Here is an 18,045-nt window from a genome sequence, read left to right as displayed (position 1 = left end):
CCAATTTTCACCAGTCGTTCACCTTTGCCGCCGCTATCGTATTCGCGGGTAAACCCGCTCCTACAGTGGGCACACATCGGTGATCGGGCGCAGGCCGTCGTAGGAGCGGGTTTACCCGCGAAAGGGCCCTAGAGCCCGAGCTTGGCCATGCGGGCCTTCACCGAAGCCTCGATCCCGGCCGCATCCAGCCCGCACTCAGCCAGCATTTGTGCAGGCTTGGCATGCTCGACATAGATATCCGGCAGCCCCAGGTGCAGAAGCGGCTTGAGCACTGCCTGGCTGGCAAGGAACTCACCCACCGCAGCGCCTGCGCCACCCATGATGGCGTTTTCTTCGATGGTTACCAGCAGCTCATGGCTGCCTGCCAGCTCAAGCACCAGCGCCTCGTCCAGCGGCTTGACGAAGCGCATGTCGACCACCGTGGCGTTGATCTGTTCGGCCACTTGCATGGCCTCGGCCAGTTGTACGCCGAACACCAGCAGGGCCACTTTTTCGCCCTGGCGGCGGACCACGCCCTTGCCGATCTCCAGTGGTTGCAGGTCACCGCTGATCGGCGCATTCGGGCCGGTACCACGCGGGTACCGTACAGCGGCCGGGCCGTTGTACAGGTGGCCGGTGCTGAGCATCTTGCGCAGTTCGTTCTCGTCGCTGGGGGTCATCACCAGCATGCCCGGGATGCAGCGCAGGTACGACAGGTCGTAGCTGCCGGCGTGGGTCGGGCCATCCTCGCCGACCAGGCCGGCGCGATCGATGGCGAACAGCACGTCGAGGTTCTGCACCGCCACGTCGTGGATCAGCTGGTCGTAGGCACGCTGCAGGAAGGTGGAGTAGATCGCCACCACCGGCTTGCTGCCCTCGCAGGCCATGCCGGCCGCCAAGGTCACGGCATGTTGCTCTGCGATCGCAACGTCGAAGTAGCGCTCAGGGTAGCGCTCGCTGAAGTCGACCAGGTCCGAGCCTTCCTTCATTGCCGGGGTAATGCCCACCAGGCGGTTGTCGGCGGCGGCCATGTCGCACAGCCACTGGCCGAACACCGCGGAGTATTTCGGGCCGCTGGCTTTCTTCGGCGCGGCGGGCTTGTCGGCCGGCTCCAGCTTGGTGATGGCGTGGTAGCCGATCGGGTCAATCTCGGCAGGGGCGAAGCCTTTGCCCTTCTTGGTCACCACATGCAGGAACTGCGGGCCTTTCAGGTCGCGCATGTTGCGCAGGGTGGCGATCATGGTGGGCAGGTCGTGGCCGTCGATCGGGCCGATGTAGTTCCAGCCCAGCTCTTCGAACAGCGTGCCCGGCACCAGCATGCCCTTGGCGTATTCCTCGGTGCGACGGGCAATTTCCCAGGCGCCTGGCAACCGCGACAGCACTTTCTTGCTGCCTTCGCGCATGCTCGCGTAGGTGCGGCTGGAAAGGATCTTGGCCAGGTAGTTGGACAGGCCGCCGACATTGCGCGAAATCGACATGTCGTTGTCGTTGAGGATCACCAGCATGTCGGCATTGACTTCCTGGGCGTGGTTCAACGCCTCGAATGCCATGCCGGCGGTCAGCGCGCCATCACCGATCACCGCAATCGACTTGCGTGCGCTGTTCTGCAGGCGGGCAGCAATGGCCATGCCCAGCGCGGCGCTGATCGAGGTGCTGGAGTGGCCAACGCCAAAGGTGTCGTACTCGCTTTCGCTGCGGCGCGGGAAGGCCGCGATGCCGTCCTTCTGGCGCAGGCTGAGCATGCGGTTACGGCGCCCGGTGAGGATCTTGTGCGGGTAGGCCTGGTGCCCCACGTCCCACACCAACCGGTCGTCCGGGGTGTCGAACACGTAGTGCAGGGCGATGGTCAGCTCGATGACGCCCAGACCGGCACCAAAATGCCCACCGGTCTGCCCAACGGTGTAGAGCAATTCCTGGCGCAGTTCGTCGGCCAGCGTTTCCAGGTCGGCTTCGGCCAACCGGCGCAGGCCGGCAGGCGTGTCAGCGCGGTCGAGCAACGGCGTGACCGGGCGTTCGCGGGGGATCTCTTGAAACGTCGTGGGCATCAGGCGAGTCGTTATAGGTGTGTGAAGACGCGGCAGTTTACCCCATTGTGGGAAAAGTGCCCATTCGACCACAGGTTACGCGGCCCCCTGTAGGAGCGGGTTTACCCGCGAATGCGTCGGCAAATTCAAGATCGCATTCGCGGGTAAACCCGATCCTACAGGGATAGGTGAAGCTGTTTAGTTACGGCGTTCGACAATATAACGCGCCAAGGCCCGCAGCGGCTCGGCCTTTTCGCCGAACCCTTGCAGTGCGGCCAGCGCCTGGTCGCGCAGTTCGATTGCATAGAGTTTGGCGGCTTCCAGCCCCAGCAGGGCCGGGTAGGTCGGTTTGTCACGCGCTATGTCTGCACCTTGGCGTTTGCCCAAGGTAGCAGTGTCGCTTTCCACGTCGAGGATGTCGTCCTGCACCTGGAATGCCAGGCCAATGGCCTGTGCATAAGTCTGCAGGGCATCCAGCTGCGCTGGTTCGGCACGGGCACTGGCCAGGGCGCCGAGGCGTACGCTGGCTTCGATCAGCGCGCCGGTCTTGTGCCGGTGCATGAACTCCAGCGCCTGCTGGTCCAGCTTCTGGCCCACCGAACCGAGATCGATGGCCTGGCCGCCAACCATGCCGGCCGGGCCGGCAGCTTTGGCCAGCACCTGAACCATGGCCAGGCGAATACTGTCGATCTGAGGGCTCAGGCAAGGGTCGAGCAGGGCACTGAAAGCCAGGCTCTGCAAACCGTCGCCAGCAAGGATGGCGCACGCTTCGTCAAACGCCTTGTGGGTGGTCGGCTGGCCGCGACGCAGGTCGTCGTCGTCCATGGCCGGGAGGTCATCATGCACCAGCGAGTAAGCATGGATCAGCTCGACCGCGCAGGCTGCACCGTTGGCCTGTTCGGCCGGGGCGCCCAAGGCTTCGCAGGCCGCGTAGGCCAGCAACGGGCGCACGCGTTTGCCGCCGTTCATCACGCTGTAGCGCATGGCGGCGTAAAGGCGTTCCAGCTCTTTGCTCGGGGCGATGAACAGCGGTTCGAGGGCTGCGTCGACGCGCGCCTGGCAACTGGCCTGGTAGGTGCCAATCATGCTTCCGGCTCCGCGTCGAAGGGTTGGGCAGCCAGTTCGCCGTCGCGCTCCAGCAGAATTTGCACCTTCTGTTCGGCCTGGGCCAGGGCGCCCTGGCAGTCACGGGTCAGGGCGATGCCTTGTTCAAAGGCGGCCAGCGACTCTTCCAGCGACAACTCGCCGTTCTCCAGGCGCTCGACCAGTGCTTGCAGGTCTGCGAGGGATTGCTCGAAATCGAGGGAGGCTTTTTTGCGGGCCATGGCGACTGTCTCGGTGGCATTCAGAACGGCGCGACACTAGCAGAGCGGGGCGGGGGGAGCAAACTTCCGGCAGCTGCATCGGCTGATGCAGACCGATATGGGAGCGGCCCTGTGTCGCGAAAGGGCCGCTCGCACAAGGACCGCAAAGCGTCCCGTTTCGGTGGATCAGGCCGGCTCTGCTTCCCGTTCCAGCATTGCCTCACGGTACCGCGCCAGCTCCTCGATGGTCAGCACCGGCAAATTGTACTGCCGTGCATATACCGCCACCTGCTCACCACGGGCCATGCTGCCATCGGGGTTCATCAGCTCGCACAAGACCGCTGCCGGGCGCAGGCCGGCCAGGCGCGCCAGGTCCACCGAACCTTCGGTATGCCCACGGCGGGTCAGCACCCCGCCATTGCGGGCGCGCAGCGGAAAAACATGCCCCGGGCTGACTATATGGCGCTGTTCGGCGCTGGAGCGCAGTGCTGCGCCAATGGTGGTGATGCGGTCCTGGGCGCTAACCCCGGTGGTGATACCTTCGGCCGCCTCGATCGTGACGGTGAAACCGGTGCCGTGGCGGGCCTGGTTGTTCTGCACCATGGGTGCCAGCTGCAGTTCGTCGACGGTGGCTTCGTCCAGGCACAGGCAGACGATGCCGCTGCAATCGCGAATCATCATGGCCATGGTCTGCAGCGAAATGTTCTCGGCGGCGGCAATGATGTCCGCTTCGTCCTCGCGGTCGTCATCGTCGAGCAACAGTACAGGGCGCCCGGCCTGGAAGGCGGCGATGGCGGCGGAAACATTGGGGAATTGCGCGTGGTGCTGGGTGAACATGAAACGCTCCTCGTGAATGATCGATGAACGTCTCGGGGCGAACAAAATGCGCGCGCAAGGGCGCCCGGATGGCCCCTGCATGACGCCTTCTTTCATCCGGACTATGACCGTCGGCTCTGGAGTTGCACCAGATCTGCTGACCCCCGACATGGTCGGGGCGCTCGCGGGCTCATCTTTCGATTTACCGCCGGTGGGGACTTACACCCCGCCCTGAAGACCGGCCAAGCATACAGCACAGTGCCACCCCAGTGGCAACCCGCGGTGCTACTACCTTCGGCGAGACTTGCAGCAGTAACCATCTACTCCTTTCTCACCTGCCGCAGCGCTTACCTTCGTGACGGTCACATTGGCAAACCAAGGAAACGAACCGTCATGTCCTCTCTCTATCCTTTTACCGATACCGATCTCCATCTCGCATTCAGAAAGGTCGTCGACACTTTGTTCGACAAGAAGCGCGACTACGTCGACGGCGTGCTCAAGCCCAAAATGCTCATCATTGCCGGTACACAAGGCTCGGGTAAGACGTACTTGTTGGAAAAAACGCTGCTGAAGAGCGGGCGCTACGACAATTATGTTCGCCTTTACGAAACCCATTTTCGTGAACTGCACCCTCATTATCGGGCGATGGAAGACAAAGGCGTGCTGCATGTCTATGAGCATACCGAGTCGTTCATCTGGCGCCTGGGGGCAATGATTTGCACGTATGCGATGGAAAACAAATACAACATCATCATGGAGACCGCGCTCGACAGCCCTCATTTCGCTGATTTTCCACCTGAAGCCGCCCGGCAGGGCTATCAGAGCGAGGTCCATCTGATTGCGTGTCAGAAAGAATTCAGCCACTGGTCGACCCTGGACCGTGTGGTCAACAGCGTTGGCAATCAGGAGATCGAGCGTGTGGTCAGCCTGACGCAGATCGAAGAGGCGCAAATCAATGGCAGGGCCATCATCGATGCTTTCGAAAACGCCTGTGTCGAGGTGCCGGGTTCCGAAATCGTGATCTATCGACGTGGCCTGGAGACAGACAGGAATAGCCTGCCGGTCTGTCACAGCACCTGTCCTGAAAAAGGGCTCCTCGTGCCCCAGCAGAACTACCAAGGCAGGGCATTCTTCCGCGGAGCAGACCTGAAGATCAACTTCAAGGTCCAGCGCAGCCCCCAGGCCGATTTCCCCTGTTCCTATATTCAGTATGCGCAGGTGGTGCATGCCGGCCTGCTGGGTTTGAAACACCGTCGGACGATGGCCGAACTCAATTGCAAAACCCTCGGCCAGGCTCAGAAGCTGATGTCGCAGCTGCCTGTGGATGTCTACCGGGAACTGTGCCTGTACGTGCTCAAGTATGCGCAACCTTGAGTCGGACAGGCGCAGGGCTGGTCACTGGCCAGACATGCCTTCGATCACCCTGCGCAGGGAGGCGGCCAGCATGGGCCCATGCCCCAGACCGTCGAAGCGCTCATAGCGCACGTCGAGGCCTTTGATCGCGGCCAGATCTGCCGCCAGGCGGCGCGCAGGCAACTCGTCGTCCTCGTGCGGCGAACCATGCGGGTTGGCGGGCTCCTGCCCGCCGCGCATCAGCAGCAGGCGCGGGCGCGCCCCGCCCAGGCGTGAGGGAAGTCCTTGCGCCTCCCGGACAATCACGCCATCGCGCCACCACAGTGACGGGCTGGCAGCCGCGTAAAGGCAGAATTCGCCGGGGCGCGTAAACAGTGCGTGAAGCACGGCCAGGCCACCATAGGAGTGCCCCCACAGCGTCTGTCGTTGCGGATCGACCGGCGCCACAGCCGACACCATCGTGCGCATGCGCCCGGTCAGAAGCTTCAGGAACGCATCGACCCCGCCGCTGGGCTGGCCGGTCAGCGGATCACGCTGCTGCACCTGCTCCGGCAGCGCCGGGGTGTAGTCCAGCGTGCGGCCGGCCCTGTCGATGCGCAGTTCGGTCCGATAACCCACCGCCACCAGCAGGGGCGCCTGGCCCGCGGCGAGCCTGTCCAGTTGCTGCTGATCCAGCGTCCCCAGCGCAGCATTGCCATCGAGCATCCACAGCACCGGGTACCCCGATGCCGGCGCTGGACGATTCGGCTTGCCAACCCACAGGCGGTAGTGACGCAGGCCATCGGCCGAGTCCAGATCAAACTGGCTGAAGTGATAGGCCAGGTCCTGGCGCCGTAGCACCGACGTGTCCATCTTCTGGTCATGCTCGGGCTGTGCCAGGACAAGAGGGGCCGCCAGGGCAAGTGCCAAGGCCAGCATCAGGTTCTTCTTGCTCATCAGGCGTCTCGTCAGGGCTTTGCATGGAGCGCAAGGCTTGAGCGCCCAGATGATAACCAGTCCCGATCGAGCGTAAAGCGCATTAACTTTCTAAACAGTCTCAGGCCGCAGGCAAGGTCATGTGCAGGCACAGGCCCGGGTGCCCATTGCTGGCCCACAACCGGCCGCCTTGCAGTTCGATGGCGCGACGGGCGATAGCAAGGCCCAGGCCGAAGCCTGCGCCACTGTCGGCCAGGCGTTGGTAGGGCTTGAAGATGCGCTCTAGGTCGGTATCAGGTACGCCTGGCCCCTGGTCGCTCAGGCGCAGGTGCCAGTATGCGCCCTCCCGCCAGCCATCGAGGCTGACCTGGCCTTCGGTCGGCGAGTGGCGAATGGCATTGCGCAACAGGTTTTCCAGGGCCTGGGCCAGGCTGTCCAGATGGGCCTGCACCAGGCAGTCGGTGCCAAGTGAACACGGCAGGCGCGCACGGTCCCAGCCGCTTTCGAAGCAGACGTCCTCGCATAAGGCTTCCCACACGGAAAGCACCAATACCGGCTCGGTCGCCAGGCTGGGCTGTTCGGTGTCCATCCAGGCCAGGTCGAGGGTGTTTTCCAGCAGCTTCTGCATGTCGGCCACCTCACGGTCCAGGCGCTCGCGCAGCTGCGGCGGTGGCAAGTCGCTGTCATGGGCGATGCGCAGCCGCGCCAGAGGTGTGCGCAATTCGTGAGACAGCGTGCGCAACAGCAGGCGCTGTTGCTCAAGGCTCTGGCGCAGGCGCCCGGCCATGTGCTCGAAGGCCTGAGCCAGCTCACCCAGCTCATCACGCCGCTCCTGCAGGGGCAGGGCGGGGCTGTCCAGATCATCGGCCCGCAGGGCGTCGGCGCGGTCGCGCAGGCGGTTCAGCGGCACGACAAGATGCCGGTATAGCGCAAGGCCTAGCAGCAGGGCCAGCAGTGCGGGGGCAACGCCATGCGTGACCACATGGGTCCAGGGTGTCAGGCCTGTGGGTAGCAGCCGTTCGGGCAGTTGCAGCACCAGGCGGCCATGCTCGGGGTGTTGCGGAAATTCGATGCTGACGTAGGGCAGTTCATCCTGCAGGCGCCGGCTCATCGGCCAGTCGAGCTTGCGCATGAATGTCAGGTGGCTGGCTTCCTCGGCGCTCAGCGGCGTGGTGCCAAGGCTCTGAAGGTGTGGACCTATCACGGCCACCCAGGTGTCCTCGGCCCGTGCCACCTGCTTGCGCCAGGCTTCGGTGCCGGCTGCGCCGTCCTGCTCCCACGCCTGTTCGGCCTGTTGAGCATAACGCGCCAGGTAGTCCTGGTCGGCCTGGGACAGAAAATAGGTACTGCGCTCCACCGAAAGGCCCCAGGTCCAGATGAGCCAGATCAGCAACAGGCAGAAGCTGACTTGTAGCAAGGCCAGTTTCCACAGCAACGGGTGGCGACGCATCAGGCCTGATCCGTGTCGACCAGGATGTACCCTTGGCCACGCACGGCCTGGATCTGCAGGTGCTGGGCATTGATGTCGGCCAGTTTGCGGCGCAGGTTGCACACATGCACATCCAGGCCTCGGTCCAGTCGGGTATAGGCCCTGTGCAGCACGGTCTGGTACAGGAAGGGCTTGCTCAACGCTTCGTCGGGGTGGGCCAGCAGCGTGACCAGCAAGCGGAATTCGGAAGCGGTAAGGCCAGCGGCGTTGCCGTTGTGAATAACGTCCTGGCGGTCGTGGTCCAGCATCACCTCCCCCACGTCGGCACGCAGCGGCGTACCACGATCGAATGCCACGCGCCGCAGCAAGGCATCCACCCGTGCGTCCAGCTCCGCCAGGCTGAAGGGCTTGGGCAGGTAGTCGTCTGCACCACGGGTGAAGCCGCTGATGCGGTCCTGCTCGGCCCCTAGTGCCGACATCAGCATGACCGGCACTGCCTGCTGGCGGCGCAGGGCGTCGAGCAGGCTGAGGCCGTCGATGCCTGGCAGCATGATGTCCAGCAGCACCAGTTCGAACTGCGATTGCTGTATGGCATTCAGGGCCTGGGTGCCGCTGGCGCAGGCGTGCACCAGGAAACCGCGATTGCGGAAATGGCGGTCCAGGTCCTGAAGCAGGCGTGGGTCGTCTTCGGCAAGGAGAAGTGAGGTGGGCACGGCGAGCCTTGATGAGAACTTTTATCAGTTGCGAATCATCCCACTGGCTGCAGGGAAAGGGCAACGCCTTGATGTGTTAAGAAGGTTAATCCTGCTGCACCCTGGTTTTCGCTCCGGTATCGTTCGCAAAAAGCAACTTGTTTCGTTTGCGATTCAATATCATTTGGGCGAAGGGTGTGTCATGACCGGTTTCAAAAGTGTGGGCAGCTTGCAGCGGGTTCGGGGATGGCTGGCGCTGGGGTTGCTGGCACCGTTTTCTTTATCGGCGGTGGCCGAAACGGTAGCGGCCCAGACGGCGGCTGAAGGCAACTCGCTTGATCTGCCTGCATTGACCATCGAAGGCAACCGCCTGTACGACATGCTGCCTTCGGAGGAAACCGGCGGTTACAGCGTCGATGCCGCTACCGTGGGCACCAAGACGCCGGCAGCGCTCAAGGACATCCCGCAGTCGATCACCGTCTACACCCAGGACTACGTCAAGGATCGCCAGTTCGTACATCTGGATGACCTGGCCAAGTACACCGCCGGCCTGCGCACCCTGACCAACGACAGCGGCCGTTCGTCGATCTACGCCCGTGGCTACGAGTACAGCGAATTCAACATCGATGGCCTGCCGGCCCCCATGGCCAGCATCTTTGGCACCGTACCGTCGCTGGCCGCGTTCGACCGTGTCGAAATCATGCGCGGCCCGGCCGGGTTGTTCAGCAGCACCAGCGAACTGGGCGGTATCGTCAACATGGTACGCAAGCGCCCGACCGCCGAGTTTCAGGGCCACATCGAAGGCAGCTACGGCACCTGGGACACCAACCATGAAGAAATCGACCTGAGCGGCCCGCTGGACGCCGCCGGTCGCGTGCGCGGGCGCTTCATTGCATCCCGTGACGACACCAATGGCGAAGTGGACTACAACGCCAACACCAGCAACAGCTATTACGGTGCGCTGGATATCGACCTGGACGACGCCACTACGCTGTCGTTCGGCCTGATGCACGAAGTGAAGAACATCACCCCGCACAACGGCTACCCGGCCACGTTGTCCGGCGAGGTGCCCGACTTCAGCCATTCGCGTTTCCTGGGCGCCGACTGGAACTACTTCGACGGCAAGACCACCGACCTGGTCGCCGAGCTGACCCACCGCTTCGACAATGGTGGTTACGGCCGTGTCGCGGCCCGTGGCTCGCACCGCGACACCAACTACCTGTACGCCTTCACTGCAACCAATGCCACCACAGGCGCCAACTCCGAGCGCGCCAGCGCCCGTGATTTCACTCAAGACACCTACTCGCTGGACGCCAGTTACAGCCAGCCGTTCGAAACCTTCGGCCAGGTCAGCGAGTTCGTGGTGGGCAGCGACTACAAGAACTACGACACCGAGTATCTCAACGGCACCACCAACCTGGGCGCCATCAACGTCAATACCTACTCGCCTAAACAGTTCGCCAAACCGTCGCCCAACTACAGTACCGAGACCGGCATGCAGGAAGAGGAATACGGCCTTTATTCCAAGGTCACCTTCCGTCCGATCGAGCGCCTTGCGCTGATTGCCGGTGGCCGTTTCAGTTGGTACCGCGGTGATTTCTACACCACCACCCTGACCAGCGGTGCATCGACCAATGACAGCAAGCGTGTGGACGGCCACTTCACCCCGTACGGGGGCCTGGTCTATGACTTGACCGAGAACCACGCGCTATACGCTAGCTACTCCCAGGTTTTCAAGCCTCAATCCGACACCGACAGCAATGGCCGGGTGTTGAAACCGCGTGAAGGCGAGCAGTACGAGTTCGGCCTCAAGAGCAGCTACTTTGGCGGCGATTTGAATACGCGCTTCTCGGTGTTCCGCCTGACCGACAAGAACCGCGCTACCACCGTGTACGATGCCGATGGTGTGGCCACTACCGATTCCGTTGCATCCGGCAAGACCCGCGTGAAGGGCGCGGAAGTGGAAGTGAGCGGCAAGCTGACGCCGAATTGGGAACTGCTGGCCGGTTACACCTGGATGGAGACCGAAACCGTCAAGGGTGACGCCGAAACCACGTTCTTCATCATGCCGCGCAACCAGGCTTCGCTTTGGAGCAAGTACACCATCAGCCAAGGGCCGCTGACCGGCCTGGCGATTGGTGGCGGAATTTCCGCGATGAGCAACTTCTACTCCGAAAACGGCGGCGTGCGTATCGACGCGCCGGGCTACGCGACGGTGGACGCGATGCTGTCGTACCCGGTGACTTCGAAGCTGACCGCCACCTTCAACGTCAATAACCTGTTCGACCGGGACTACCTGTCGCGGGTGGGCTCGACCTCTACGTTCAACTTCTACGGGCCGTCGCGCAGCATGATGGTTGGGGCGCGGTATGACTTCTGACGGGGTCTGTTGCCGCTAGGTACACAAGGCCGTGCCTTCAAAGGGCGCGGCCTTGATGCTGAATCATGAGAAATCTAGAAGAGTATCTGCACCATCGGGTATCAGTGCAACAAAGTTGTGAGAGTAAGTGTTAATCAGGCGCTTGGTTTTAATTCAAGAAGTCTCCGAGTGCCATTGATGCTTTATTTCCTGCCATTGGGTGTCTGACAACCACTTGTCTGCTACCGGAAAGAAAATATTCTCCTCGGCATCCATATGGTCATAATATTTCTTGATGAAGTCTTCGATCGTGTCGGCAATTACTCTGGCCTCTTGCTTTGACTGCTCCAACATCTTGAGCTGTCCGGCAATTCGCGTGAAGGCTTTATGATCTTGCTCGATGGCCATGACCCGTTGGTGAATCGGTGCGTCGGTTGTCAGCAAGGCCAGCCGAATAAGCTCTTCATTTTCATGGTGGTGCCGCTCTGCATCACCATGCAAGGCTTCCAGTTGCTTAAACAACAGCTTGCAGTCATCGGCACCCGCAGAGCCGTGCCTTATCCTCTCCAGTAATTCTTTGATCTGAGTAATTTTGGTAGCCACCTCATGATGATAGGCGTGCAGCTCTTTCAATAAGGCATTCATGCTAAGTCCTCATCACTACATCAAACCGTTACAGATTAAATATAAGTAATAAGCAATCTCCAAGGATGGCCGCACGTGTCAGCGCACATCTAATCGTTTTATTATAGTCTGGCGCGAAACGCTCATCTTCAGAAAAAACCCTCCATTGGAAGATTTCGAAATATCAACTTGATATCTATATGCGCGACGAGAAGAAGCCGACACCCCAGAATCGCTTGCGGGCTGAACGTGAACAGCGGGGGGCTGAGCACAACGGGAGGTGTCAACCTTATGCAGGACGGGGCATTGCCAAATTAAAAAGCCGGCTTGTGGCCGGCTTCTCGGGGACGCTTCCGACTAATTTATGGTAAGCCGCAATCGCCTTAACTGTGTGGCCATCAAGGGCCTGAAAGAGATGGCAGATGCCCGTGTGGGATATCGCCGAGCCCTCTGGAACGCGGCTCGCGCCGGTCGGGGCTTAATGTGCCGCGTAGCATACAAGGGCGGGCGCAGGATGCCCAGCAAAAAATTGCCCAGAGTGCTTCAACTGGGCCGCTGCTGGCGGAAATGTGACCAGTGGAACACCCAGCCAAGAATTTCCAGGCCCTGCGCCTGACGCTGAGCAGCGGTGTAGCGTTCGACCGTGTAGTTGCGCCGGTCATGGCTGTGCAGGTACAGGGTGTCGTGCGGGCCAAGACTGAGGTTGTTTACCCTGAGCATGCCGTTTTGCAGCAGGGCATAGGTTTCGCCCTCGACCACCTGGGTCATGCCCAGGTCGATGGCCAAGGTAGCTTGCAGCGGAATCAGCGGGAGCATGTTGCTGGCCGGCATTGCCAGGCAGATTGCGTTGCCGGCTTGCACACCCAAGCTCTTCAGGGCTTTTGCCGGCAAGCGCAGGTGCTTGCTGCCCACCGGCGACAGCAAGCCGTTGCGCACTTCGTAGTAGGGCACCTTCAATACCCGGCCACGATGTTCCGACAGCGGGGTAAGCGGGTTGGCGGGCGCTGGCCGTGGACGGCCGTTGCGCAGGAGTGGATTGGGGTGTTTGGGGCCTTCACCGGTGCGCAGCCAACGCCGGTGCACACAGAACAGATCGGCCAGTTCGTCCAGTCGGGCCAAAGGCACACCGCGTTTGAACCAATTGTTGACGTGCTGTGCTGTGACGCTGCGCTGGGCGGCGAAATCGGAAGGGGTCAGGCCACATTCGTGGAGCAGGGCTCTGAGGCGGTCGCCGGAAGTGTTCATGGCGGCGAGTGTAGCGGCGGGTTGCCAGTAAGGAAATGAACCGGGTGTTGACGGGATTTGTACGAAAAGAGGCTGTTTGTAGGATGCTGGTGTAGGACTGTGTAGGATTTGTTCCCAGCAGTGAGCGCGTTCCATTCAGGCATGAAAAACCCCGCCAAAGCGGGGTTTCCCTGCAGTCGAAATCAGCCCTTGTAGGCAGCGACCGATTTAGTGATCGCGGCACGGGCGGCGTCGGCGCCTTCCCAGCCTTCGATCTTGACCCACTTGCCCTTCTCGAGATCTTTGTAGTTGGCAAAGAAGTGCTCGATCTGCTGGATCAGCAGGGCTGGCAGGTCGGTGTATTCCTTGACGTCAACGTACAGCTGCGACAGCTTGTCGTGAGGAACAGCGATGACCTTGGCGTCGCCGCCACCGTCGTCGGTCATGTTCAGCACGCCAACCGGACGGGCGCGGATAACCGAGCCTGGGGCCACTGGGTAAGGGGTAACCACCAGCACGTCCAGCGGGTCACCGTCGTCAGCCAGGGTGTTCGGGATGAAGCCATAGTTGGCTGGGTAGAACATTGGGGTAGCCATGAAACGGTCGACGAACAGCGTGTCGCTGTCCTTGTCGATTTCGTATTTGATCGGCGCGTGGTTGGCCGGGATCTCGATGGCGACGTAGATGTCGTTCGGCAGGTCTTTGCCCGCCGGAATCTTGCTGTAGCTCATTGGGCAGTGCCCCCGTGTTTGACCAAAAAGTGGCGGCGATTATAGGCACATTCTGCCGGGGCACGCCACGCTTGGCCTGATGTGCGGGCCCGTCAGGCGTGGCTTTCGCGGTACTCGGGGTGTTCCGCCTGCAGCCGGCACAGGCGCGCCAGCGGGTCTTGCCGGTAGAACAGCGACAACTGGTGGTAGACCTGTGGATAAGCCTGATGAAGCAGGTCAGGGGCACTAAAGAAGTACTCGCTGGTAACGGCAAAGAACTCTGCCGGGTTTTCCGCAGCATAGGGGTCGATCGCGGTTTCGGCGTCGGGGTTGGCGTCCAGTTGCTGGTTGAGGTCGTCGTAAGCCTGCTGCATGGCGCTTGCCCACTCATCAACGGGCATGCCGCTGTGCAACGGTGGCAGGCCGTTGGCATCGCCATTGAGCATGTCGAGCTTGTGCGCCAGCTCATGGATGACCAGGTTGTAAGCCTCCCAGCCACCACTGGCCTGCACGCCGTTCCAGGCCAGGATGATCGGCCCCTGTTGCCAGGCTTCGCCGCTGTGTTCGCCGTCCCACACATGCTCCACGCCACTGGCATCGCGGTGGCGCTGGGGGCTCTTGAAGTCGTCGGGGTACAGGATGATTTCGTGGAAGCCTTGGTACCAGTTCAGCTCACCCAGGTGAAGCAGCGGTAACTGTGCCTGGGCAGCCAGCAACAGGCGCTGTTCGTCGTCCAGCTCGACACCGGGCAGGCAGGTGAGGTGCTTGTCGAGCAGGAACAGGATGCAGGCTTCGCGCAGCCAGCGGTCTTCAGCGTCGCTGATGCCGTCCAGCATCGGCAGCCGCTCGCGTACGGCCTGCCATTGCTGTGGCGTGATCGGGTAACGCGCCAGAGTACGCTTGCGCCGCCAGGCGCTGAATGACCACATGCCGTTTGTTCTTTACCTGTTCAGTGAGCCTTGGCCGTACGGCCCAGGCGCCCACGCAGCAAGCCGAGAATCATCGGCACCAGCGACAGGATGATGATGCCCACCACCATCAGCGACAGGTGCTGCTTGATGAACGGCACGTTGCCGAAGAAGTAGCCCAAGGTGACCAGGCCGCCGACCCAAAGCAGCGAACCGGCAACGCTGAAGCCGAGGAAGCGTGGGTAGTGCATGTGGGCGATGCCCGCGACGAACGGTGCGAAGGTGCGCAAGATGGGCAGGAAGCGCGCCATGGTCACGGTCTTGCCGCCATGGCGTTCATAGAAATCGTGGGTACGCTGCAGGTAGTCGCGGCGGAAGATCTTGGAGTTGGGGTTGTTGAACAAACGCTCGCCGGCTGTTCGGCCGATCACGTAATTGGTGCTGTCGCCCAGGATTGCAGCGGCCATCAGCAGGCCGGCCAGCAGCACCGGGTCCATGCCGCCACCCGCCGCCACGGCGCCGGCGATGAACAGCAGCGAGTCGCCTGGCAGGAATGGCATCACTACCAGGCCGGTTTCGCAGAAGATCACGGTGAACAGGATGGCGTAGATCCAGGGACCGTAATTGGTGACCAGCAGATCGAGGTAGGCATCGAGATGCAGGATAAGGTCCAGCGGGTTGAAATCCATGTACAGCACCTGTGTTCTTGGGCGTAGGCTTGGTTACCGGGGGGAGGGTAAATTTTCACACATGACAGGTGAGCCATTATACGGCTAAGTCAGGAACATGCCCGGAGAGTTTGTAGCGGGGGGTTACGGTAGAGGGGTATTCCTTTGCCAACTGCTTCGCGGGCACGCCCGCTCCCACAAGGATCACTACCTTGCTCGTGGAAGCGGGCGGTGCCGGTCAATCCTGGCTGATTGGCAGGATGTAGCTCTTGAACTCGGTATCCTCACGAAACCCGATGGATTCGTAAGTCTTGTGCGCCACTTCATTGTTCGCGCTGGTCGACACGCGCATGCGCACAGCATTGGTCTCTTTGGCCATTTTCTTCGCCTCGCGAATCAAATGGTCGGCGACCAGCATGCGCCGGGAGTCCTCGGCTACATAGATATCGTTGAGAATCCATACCCGCTTCAACGACAGCGACGAGTAGCTCGGGTACAGCTGGCAAAAGCCCAGCAGTTTGCTGTCGTCATCATCCGGAAGTGCCAGGTAAATCACCGATTCGTCCCGCTTCAGGCGCTTTTCCAGAAAGCTGCGCGAGCTGTCGGGGTAGGGCAGTTGCCCGTAGAACTCACGGTATTTGACGAACAACGGGGTGAGCAGGTCGAGGTGTTCCAGGGTTGCTTTGATGATGCGCATGTGCGGCCCTCAGAGTCCATTTGGGAAACAGCGGAATGCCAGCAGCGTTCAAGGGCATGCTGCCCAATGCACGGCACGAGTGCAATCCGCCTTCCGTGACAGATTTTTTACCCTTTGCCGAGCAGGAAGTTACCTTTCTGGTTGGCGCTGTCTTCATTCTCCAGGCTATGGACCTCGGCTTCGTCCTTTAGATTCACCCCGGAAAGCTGGCGCCGGCAGGCTTCGCGCATCAAGTACAACAGGCGGTGCGCCGCCATGCCATAGCTCAGCCCCTCCAGGCGGATATTGGAAATGCAGTTGCGGTAGGCATCGGTCAGGCCGACCTTGGGTGCGTAAGTGAAATACAGGCCAAGGCTGTCGGGCGAGCTCAGCCCCGGGCGCTCGCCGATCAGCATCACCGTCATCCGGGCGCCCAGCAGCTCGCCGACCTCGTCGGCCACTGCCACGCGGCCCTGCTGCACCAGCACCACCGGGGCGCAGGTCCAGCCGTCGGCGGCAGCCTGTTCGTCGAAGCGGGTCAGGAACGACAGTGTGTGGCGATGCACGGCCAGTGCCGAGAGGCCGTCAGCCACCACGATGGCCAGGTCGACGCCACCGGGGTTGGCCTGGGCATGCTGGCGAAGGGTCGCAATCGAGTCTTCGTTCAGCCGCCGGCCAAGGTCCGGGCGCTGCAGGTACTGGTGGCGGTCGCTGGCAGCGCTGTGCAACACCAGGCTTTCGCGCCCGCGGTCACTCAGCTGGCTGGCCAGGCCGGCGTGGTCGAAAGCCAGGTGCACGGCATCTCGTGCCTGGGCATGGGCGAACTGGAAGTCCAGCTGCGCCCCGGTCGGCAGGCTGGTGCCGGTACGGCCCAGGGCGATGCGCGCCGGGGTCAGGTTGCGCAGGGCCAGCCAAGGGTTGTCGGGGGTAGGCGTGCGATGGTCCATGGTCATCCCTATGCAAGCTGTGCCAAGGCCTGGCGGAAGGCCGGCGGCAGGTTGTCACCGAAGCGCACCCGGCCATCGGCCTGGGTGAAGATACCGGTGCGGGCCAGCCATGCCTCGAATTCCGGCCCGGGCTTCAGGCCCAGGGTCTGGCGCGCGTACAACGCGTCATGGAACGAGGTGGTCTGGTAGTTGAGCATGATGTCGTCGGAGCCGGGGATGCCCATGATGAAGTTGATGCCGGCCACCCCCAGCAGCGTCAGCAAGGTGTCCATGTCGTCCTGATCGGCTTCGGCATGGTTGGTGTAGCAGATATCGCAACCCATCGGCACGCCCAGCAGTTTGCCGCAGAAATGGTCTTCGAGGCCGGCGCGGATGATCTGCTTGCCGTTGTACAGGTATTCCGGGCCAATGAAACCGACCACGGTGTTGACCAGGAACGGCTTGAAGTGACGAGCCACGGCATAGGCGCGGGTTTCGCAGGTCTGCTGGTCGACGCCGTGGTGGGCGTTGGCCGAGAGCGCGCTGCCCTGGCCGGTTTCGAAATACATCAGGTTCTGCCCGAGGGTGCCACGTTTCAGCGACAGCCCTGCTTCGTAGCCTTCCTGCAACACGTTCAGGTTGATGCCGAAGCCGGCGTTGGCCGCCTCGGTTCCGGCGATGGACTGGAACACCAGGTCCAGTGGCACGCCGCGGTTGATCGCTTCGATCGAGGTGGTGACGTGGGTCAGCACGCAGGACTGGGTGGGGATGTCGTAGCGCTGGATGATGGCGTCGAGCATTTCCAGCAGGGCGCAGATCGAAGCGATGCTGTCGGTGGCCGGGTTGATGCCGATCATGGCGTCGCCGTTGCCGTACAGCAAGCCGTCGAGGATGCTGGCGGCAATACCGGCCGGTTCGTCTGTCGGATGGTTGGGTTGCAGCCGGGTCGACAGGCGCCCGCGCAGGCCCATGGTGCCGCGGAACCGGGTGACCACACGGATTTTCTGCGCCACCAGCACCAGGTCCTGCACGCGCATGATCTTCGACACGGCAGCGGCCATTTCCGGGGTCAACCCGGGCGCCAGGGCGCGCAGGCTGTCTTCGTTGGCTTCTTCGCTCAGCAGCCAGTCACGCAGGCCACCCACGGTCAGGTGGCTGACCGGGGCGAAGGCCTGGGCATCGTGGGTGTCGATGATCAGGCGGGTAACTTCATCTGCTTCGTAAGGGATCAGTGCTTCGTTGAGAAAGTGCGTCAGCGGAATATTGGCCAACGCCATCTGCGCGGCGACACGCTCGCCGTCGTTGCTGGCCGCGACGCCTGCCAGGCAGTCCCCAGAGCGTGCCGGGCTGGCTTTGGCCATCACTTCCTTGAGGCTGTCGAAGCGGTAGACCAGATGGCCGACCGTGTGTACGAAACTTGCCATACAGAATCTCCAGA

General features: G+C 61.9%; 17 protein-coding genes and 1 riboswitch. Of the genes, 2 read left to right on the top strand and 15 right to left on the bottom strand.

Features of this window, described 5'->3' with window-relative positions; genetic code table 11:
- Positions 1 to 128: 128 nt before the first annotated feature.
- The 4 genes from dxs to ribB form a co-directional block, all read right to left on the bottom strand.
- A complete protein-coding gene (dxs, locus tag N5D53_RS07835; RefSeq protein WP_104960704.1) occupies positions 129 to 2,024 on the bottom strand; it encodes a 1-deoxy-D-xylulose-5-phosphate synthase in 1,896 nt (631 codons plus the stop codon).
- 177 nt (positions 2,025 to 2,201) lie between these two features.
- Positions 2,202 to 3,089: a (2E,6E)-farnesyl diphosphate synthase gene (gene ispA / locus N5D53_RS07830; protein ID WP_020192445.1), complete on the bottom strand. Its 888-nt coding sequence runs from the start codon at positions 3,087 to 3,089 to the stop codon at positions 2,202 to 2,204.
- Positions 3,086 to 3,328: an exodeoxyribonuclease VII small subunit gene (locus N5D53_RS07825; protein ID WP_003255380.1), complete on the bottom strand. Its 243-nt coding sequence runs from the start codon at positions 3,326 to 3,328 to the stop codon at positions 3,086 to 3,088. The genes ispA and N5D53_RS07825 overlap by 4 nt, the downstream gene beginning before the upstream one ends.
- A 165-nt stretch (positions 3,329 to 3,493) precedes the next feature.
- Positions 3,494 to 4,144, bottom strand: coding sequence for a 3,4-dihydroxy-2-butanone-4-phosphate synthase (ribB, locus tag N5D53_RS07820; RefSeq protein WP_020192444.1), 651 nt, complete (start codon positions 4,142 to 4,144; stop codon positions 3,494 to 3,496).
- 80 nt (positions 4,145 to 4,224) lie between these two features.
- Positions 4,225 to 4,366: riboswitch (FMN riboswitch) on the bottom strand.
- Positions 4,367 to 4,516: 150 nt separating this feature from the next.
- On the opposite strand from ribB, the gene N5D53_RS07815 reads away from it, so the two are divergent.
- On the top strand, positions 4,517 to 5,497 hold the full coding sequence (locus tag N5D53_RS07815) for a zeta toxin family protein (RefSeq protein WP_104960705.1): 981 nt from the start codon (positions 4,517 to 4,519) through the stop codon (positions 5,495 to 5,497).
- A gap of 21 nt (positions 5,498 to 5,518) precedes the next feature.
- Here the strand turns inward: N5D53_RS07815 and N5D53_RS07810 are convergent, their stop codons facing one another.
- The 3 genes from N5D53_RS07810 to N5D53_RS07800 form a co-directional block, all read right to left on the bottom strand.
- A complete protein-coding gene (locus tag N5D53_RS07810; protein WP_121160963.1) occupies positions 5,519 to 6,412 on the bottom strand; it encodes an alpha/beta hydrolase in 894 nt (297 codons plus the stop codon).
- A gap of 100 nt (positions 6,413 to 6,512) precedes the next feature.
- Positions 6,513 to 7,841 carry a sensor histidine kinase gene (locus N5D53_RS07805; RefSeq protein ID WP_064492922.1) on the bottom strand — a complete coding sequence of 443 codons (1,329 nt, stop codon included), beginning with the start codon at positions 7,839 to 7,841 and terminating at the stop codon, positions 6,513 to 6,515.
- A complete protein-coding gene (locus N5D53_RS07800; protein WP_190869738.1) occupies positions 7,841 to 8,533 on the bottom strand; it encodes a response regulator transcription factor in 693 nt (230 codons plus the stop codon). The genes N5D53_RS07805 and N5D53_RS07800 overlap by 1 nt, the downstream gene beginning before the upstream one ends.
- Positions 8,534 to 8,714: 181 nt before the next feature.
- Between N5D53_RS07800 and N5D53_RS07795 the strand changes: the two genes are divergently transcribed.
- Positions 8,715 to 10,892: a TonB-dependent siderophore receptor gene (locus tag N5D53_RS07795; protein ID WP_104960709.1), complete on the top strand. Its 2,178-nt coding sequence runs from the start codon at positions 8,715 to 8,717 to the stop codon at positions 10,890 to 10,892.
- 153 nt (positions 10,893 to 11,045) lie between these two features.
- Here N5D53_RS07795 and N5D53_RS07790 read toward each other — a convergent pair whose 3' ends face one another.
- From N5D53_RS07790 to N5D53_RS07755, 8 genes are all read right to left on the bottom strand, one after another.
- Entirely contained in the window at positions 11,046 to 11,516 is a 471-nt protein-coding gene (locus tag N5D53_RS07790) for a hemerythrin domain-containing protein (RefSeq protein WP_020193843.1), read from the bottom strand.
- Between the two features lie 522 nt (positions 11,517 to 12,038).
- Complete coding sequence (locus N5D53_RS07785) at positions 12,039 to 12,740, bottom strand: XRE family transcriptional regulator (RefSeq protein ID WP_190869737.1); 702 nt, start codon at positions 12,738 to 12,740, stop codon at positions 12,039 to 12,041.
- A 182-nt stretch (positions 12,741 to 12,922) separates the two neighbouring features.
- Positions 12,923 to 13,450, bottom strand: a complete 528-nt coding sequence (gene ppa / locus N5D53_RS07780) for an inorganic diphosphatase (protein ID WP_003255365.1) — start codon at positions 13,448 to 13,450, stop codon at positions 12,923 to 12,925.
- Positions 13,451 to 13,542: 92 nt separating this feature from the next.
- Positions 13,543 to 14,358: a M90 family metallopeptidase gene (locus N5D53_RS07775; protein WP_003255364.1), complete on the bottom strand. Its 816-nt coding sequence runs from the start codon at positions 14,356 to 14,358 to the stop codon at positions 13,543 to 13,545.
- 20 nt (positions 14,359 to 14,378) lie between these two features.
- Positions 14,379 to 15,026, bottom strand: a complete 648-nt coding sequence (locus N5D53_RS07770; RefSeq protein WP_003255361.1) for a DedA family protein — start codon at positions 15,024 to 15,026, stop codon at positions 14,379 to 14,381.
- Between the two features lie 217 nt (positions 15,027 to 15,243).
- A complete protein-coding gene (locus N5D53_RS07765; RefSeq protein WP_012051075.1) occupies positions 15,244 to 15,702 on the bottom strand; it encodes a GNAT family N-acetyltransferase in 459 nt (152 codons plus the stop codon).
- Positions 15,703 to 15,809: 107 nt separating this feature from the next.
- Positions 15,810 to 16,628, bottom strand: coding sequence for an ethanolamine ammonia-lyase subunit EutC (gene eutC / locus N5D53_RS07760; protein WP_190869736.1), 819 nt, complete (start codon positions 16,626 to 16,628; stop codon positions 15,810 to 15,812).
- Positions 16,629 to 16,636: 8 nt separating this feature from the next.
- The gene (locus tag N5D53_RS07755) at positions 16,637 to 18,031 is read right to left on the bottom strand and encodes an ethanolamine ammonia-lyase subunit EutB (RefSeq protein WP_020193840.1); all 1,395 of its coding nucleotides are present in this window, start codon (positions 18,029 to 18,031) and stop codon (positions 16,637 to 16,639) included.
- Positions 18,032 to 18,045: the final 14 nt, after the last annotated feature.

The sequence above is a fragment of the Pseudomonas sp. GD03862 genome (assembly GCF_029840855.1).
GTDB lineage: Bacteria > Pseudomonadota > Gammaproteobacteria > Pseudomonadales > Pseudomonadaceae > Aquipseudomonas > Aquipseudomonas alloputida.
Note: the sequence above shows the minus strand (reverse complement) of the source record. Positions and strands in the feature narration are given on the sequence as shown.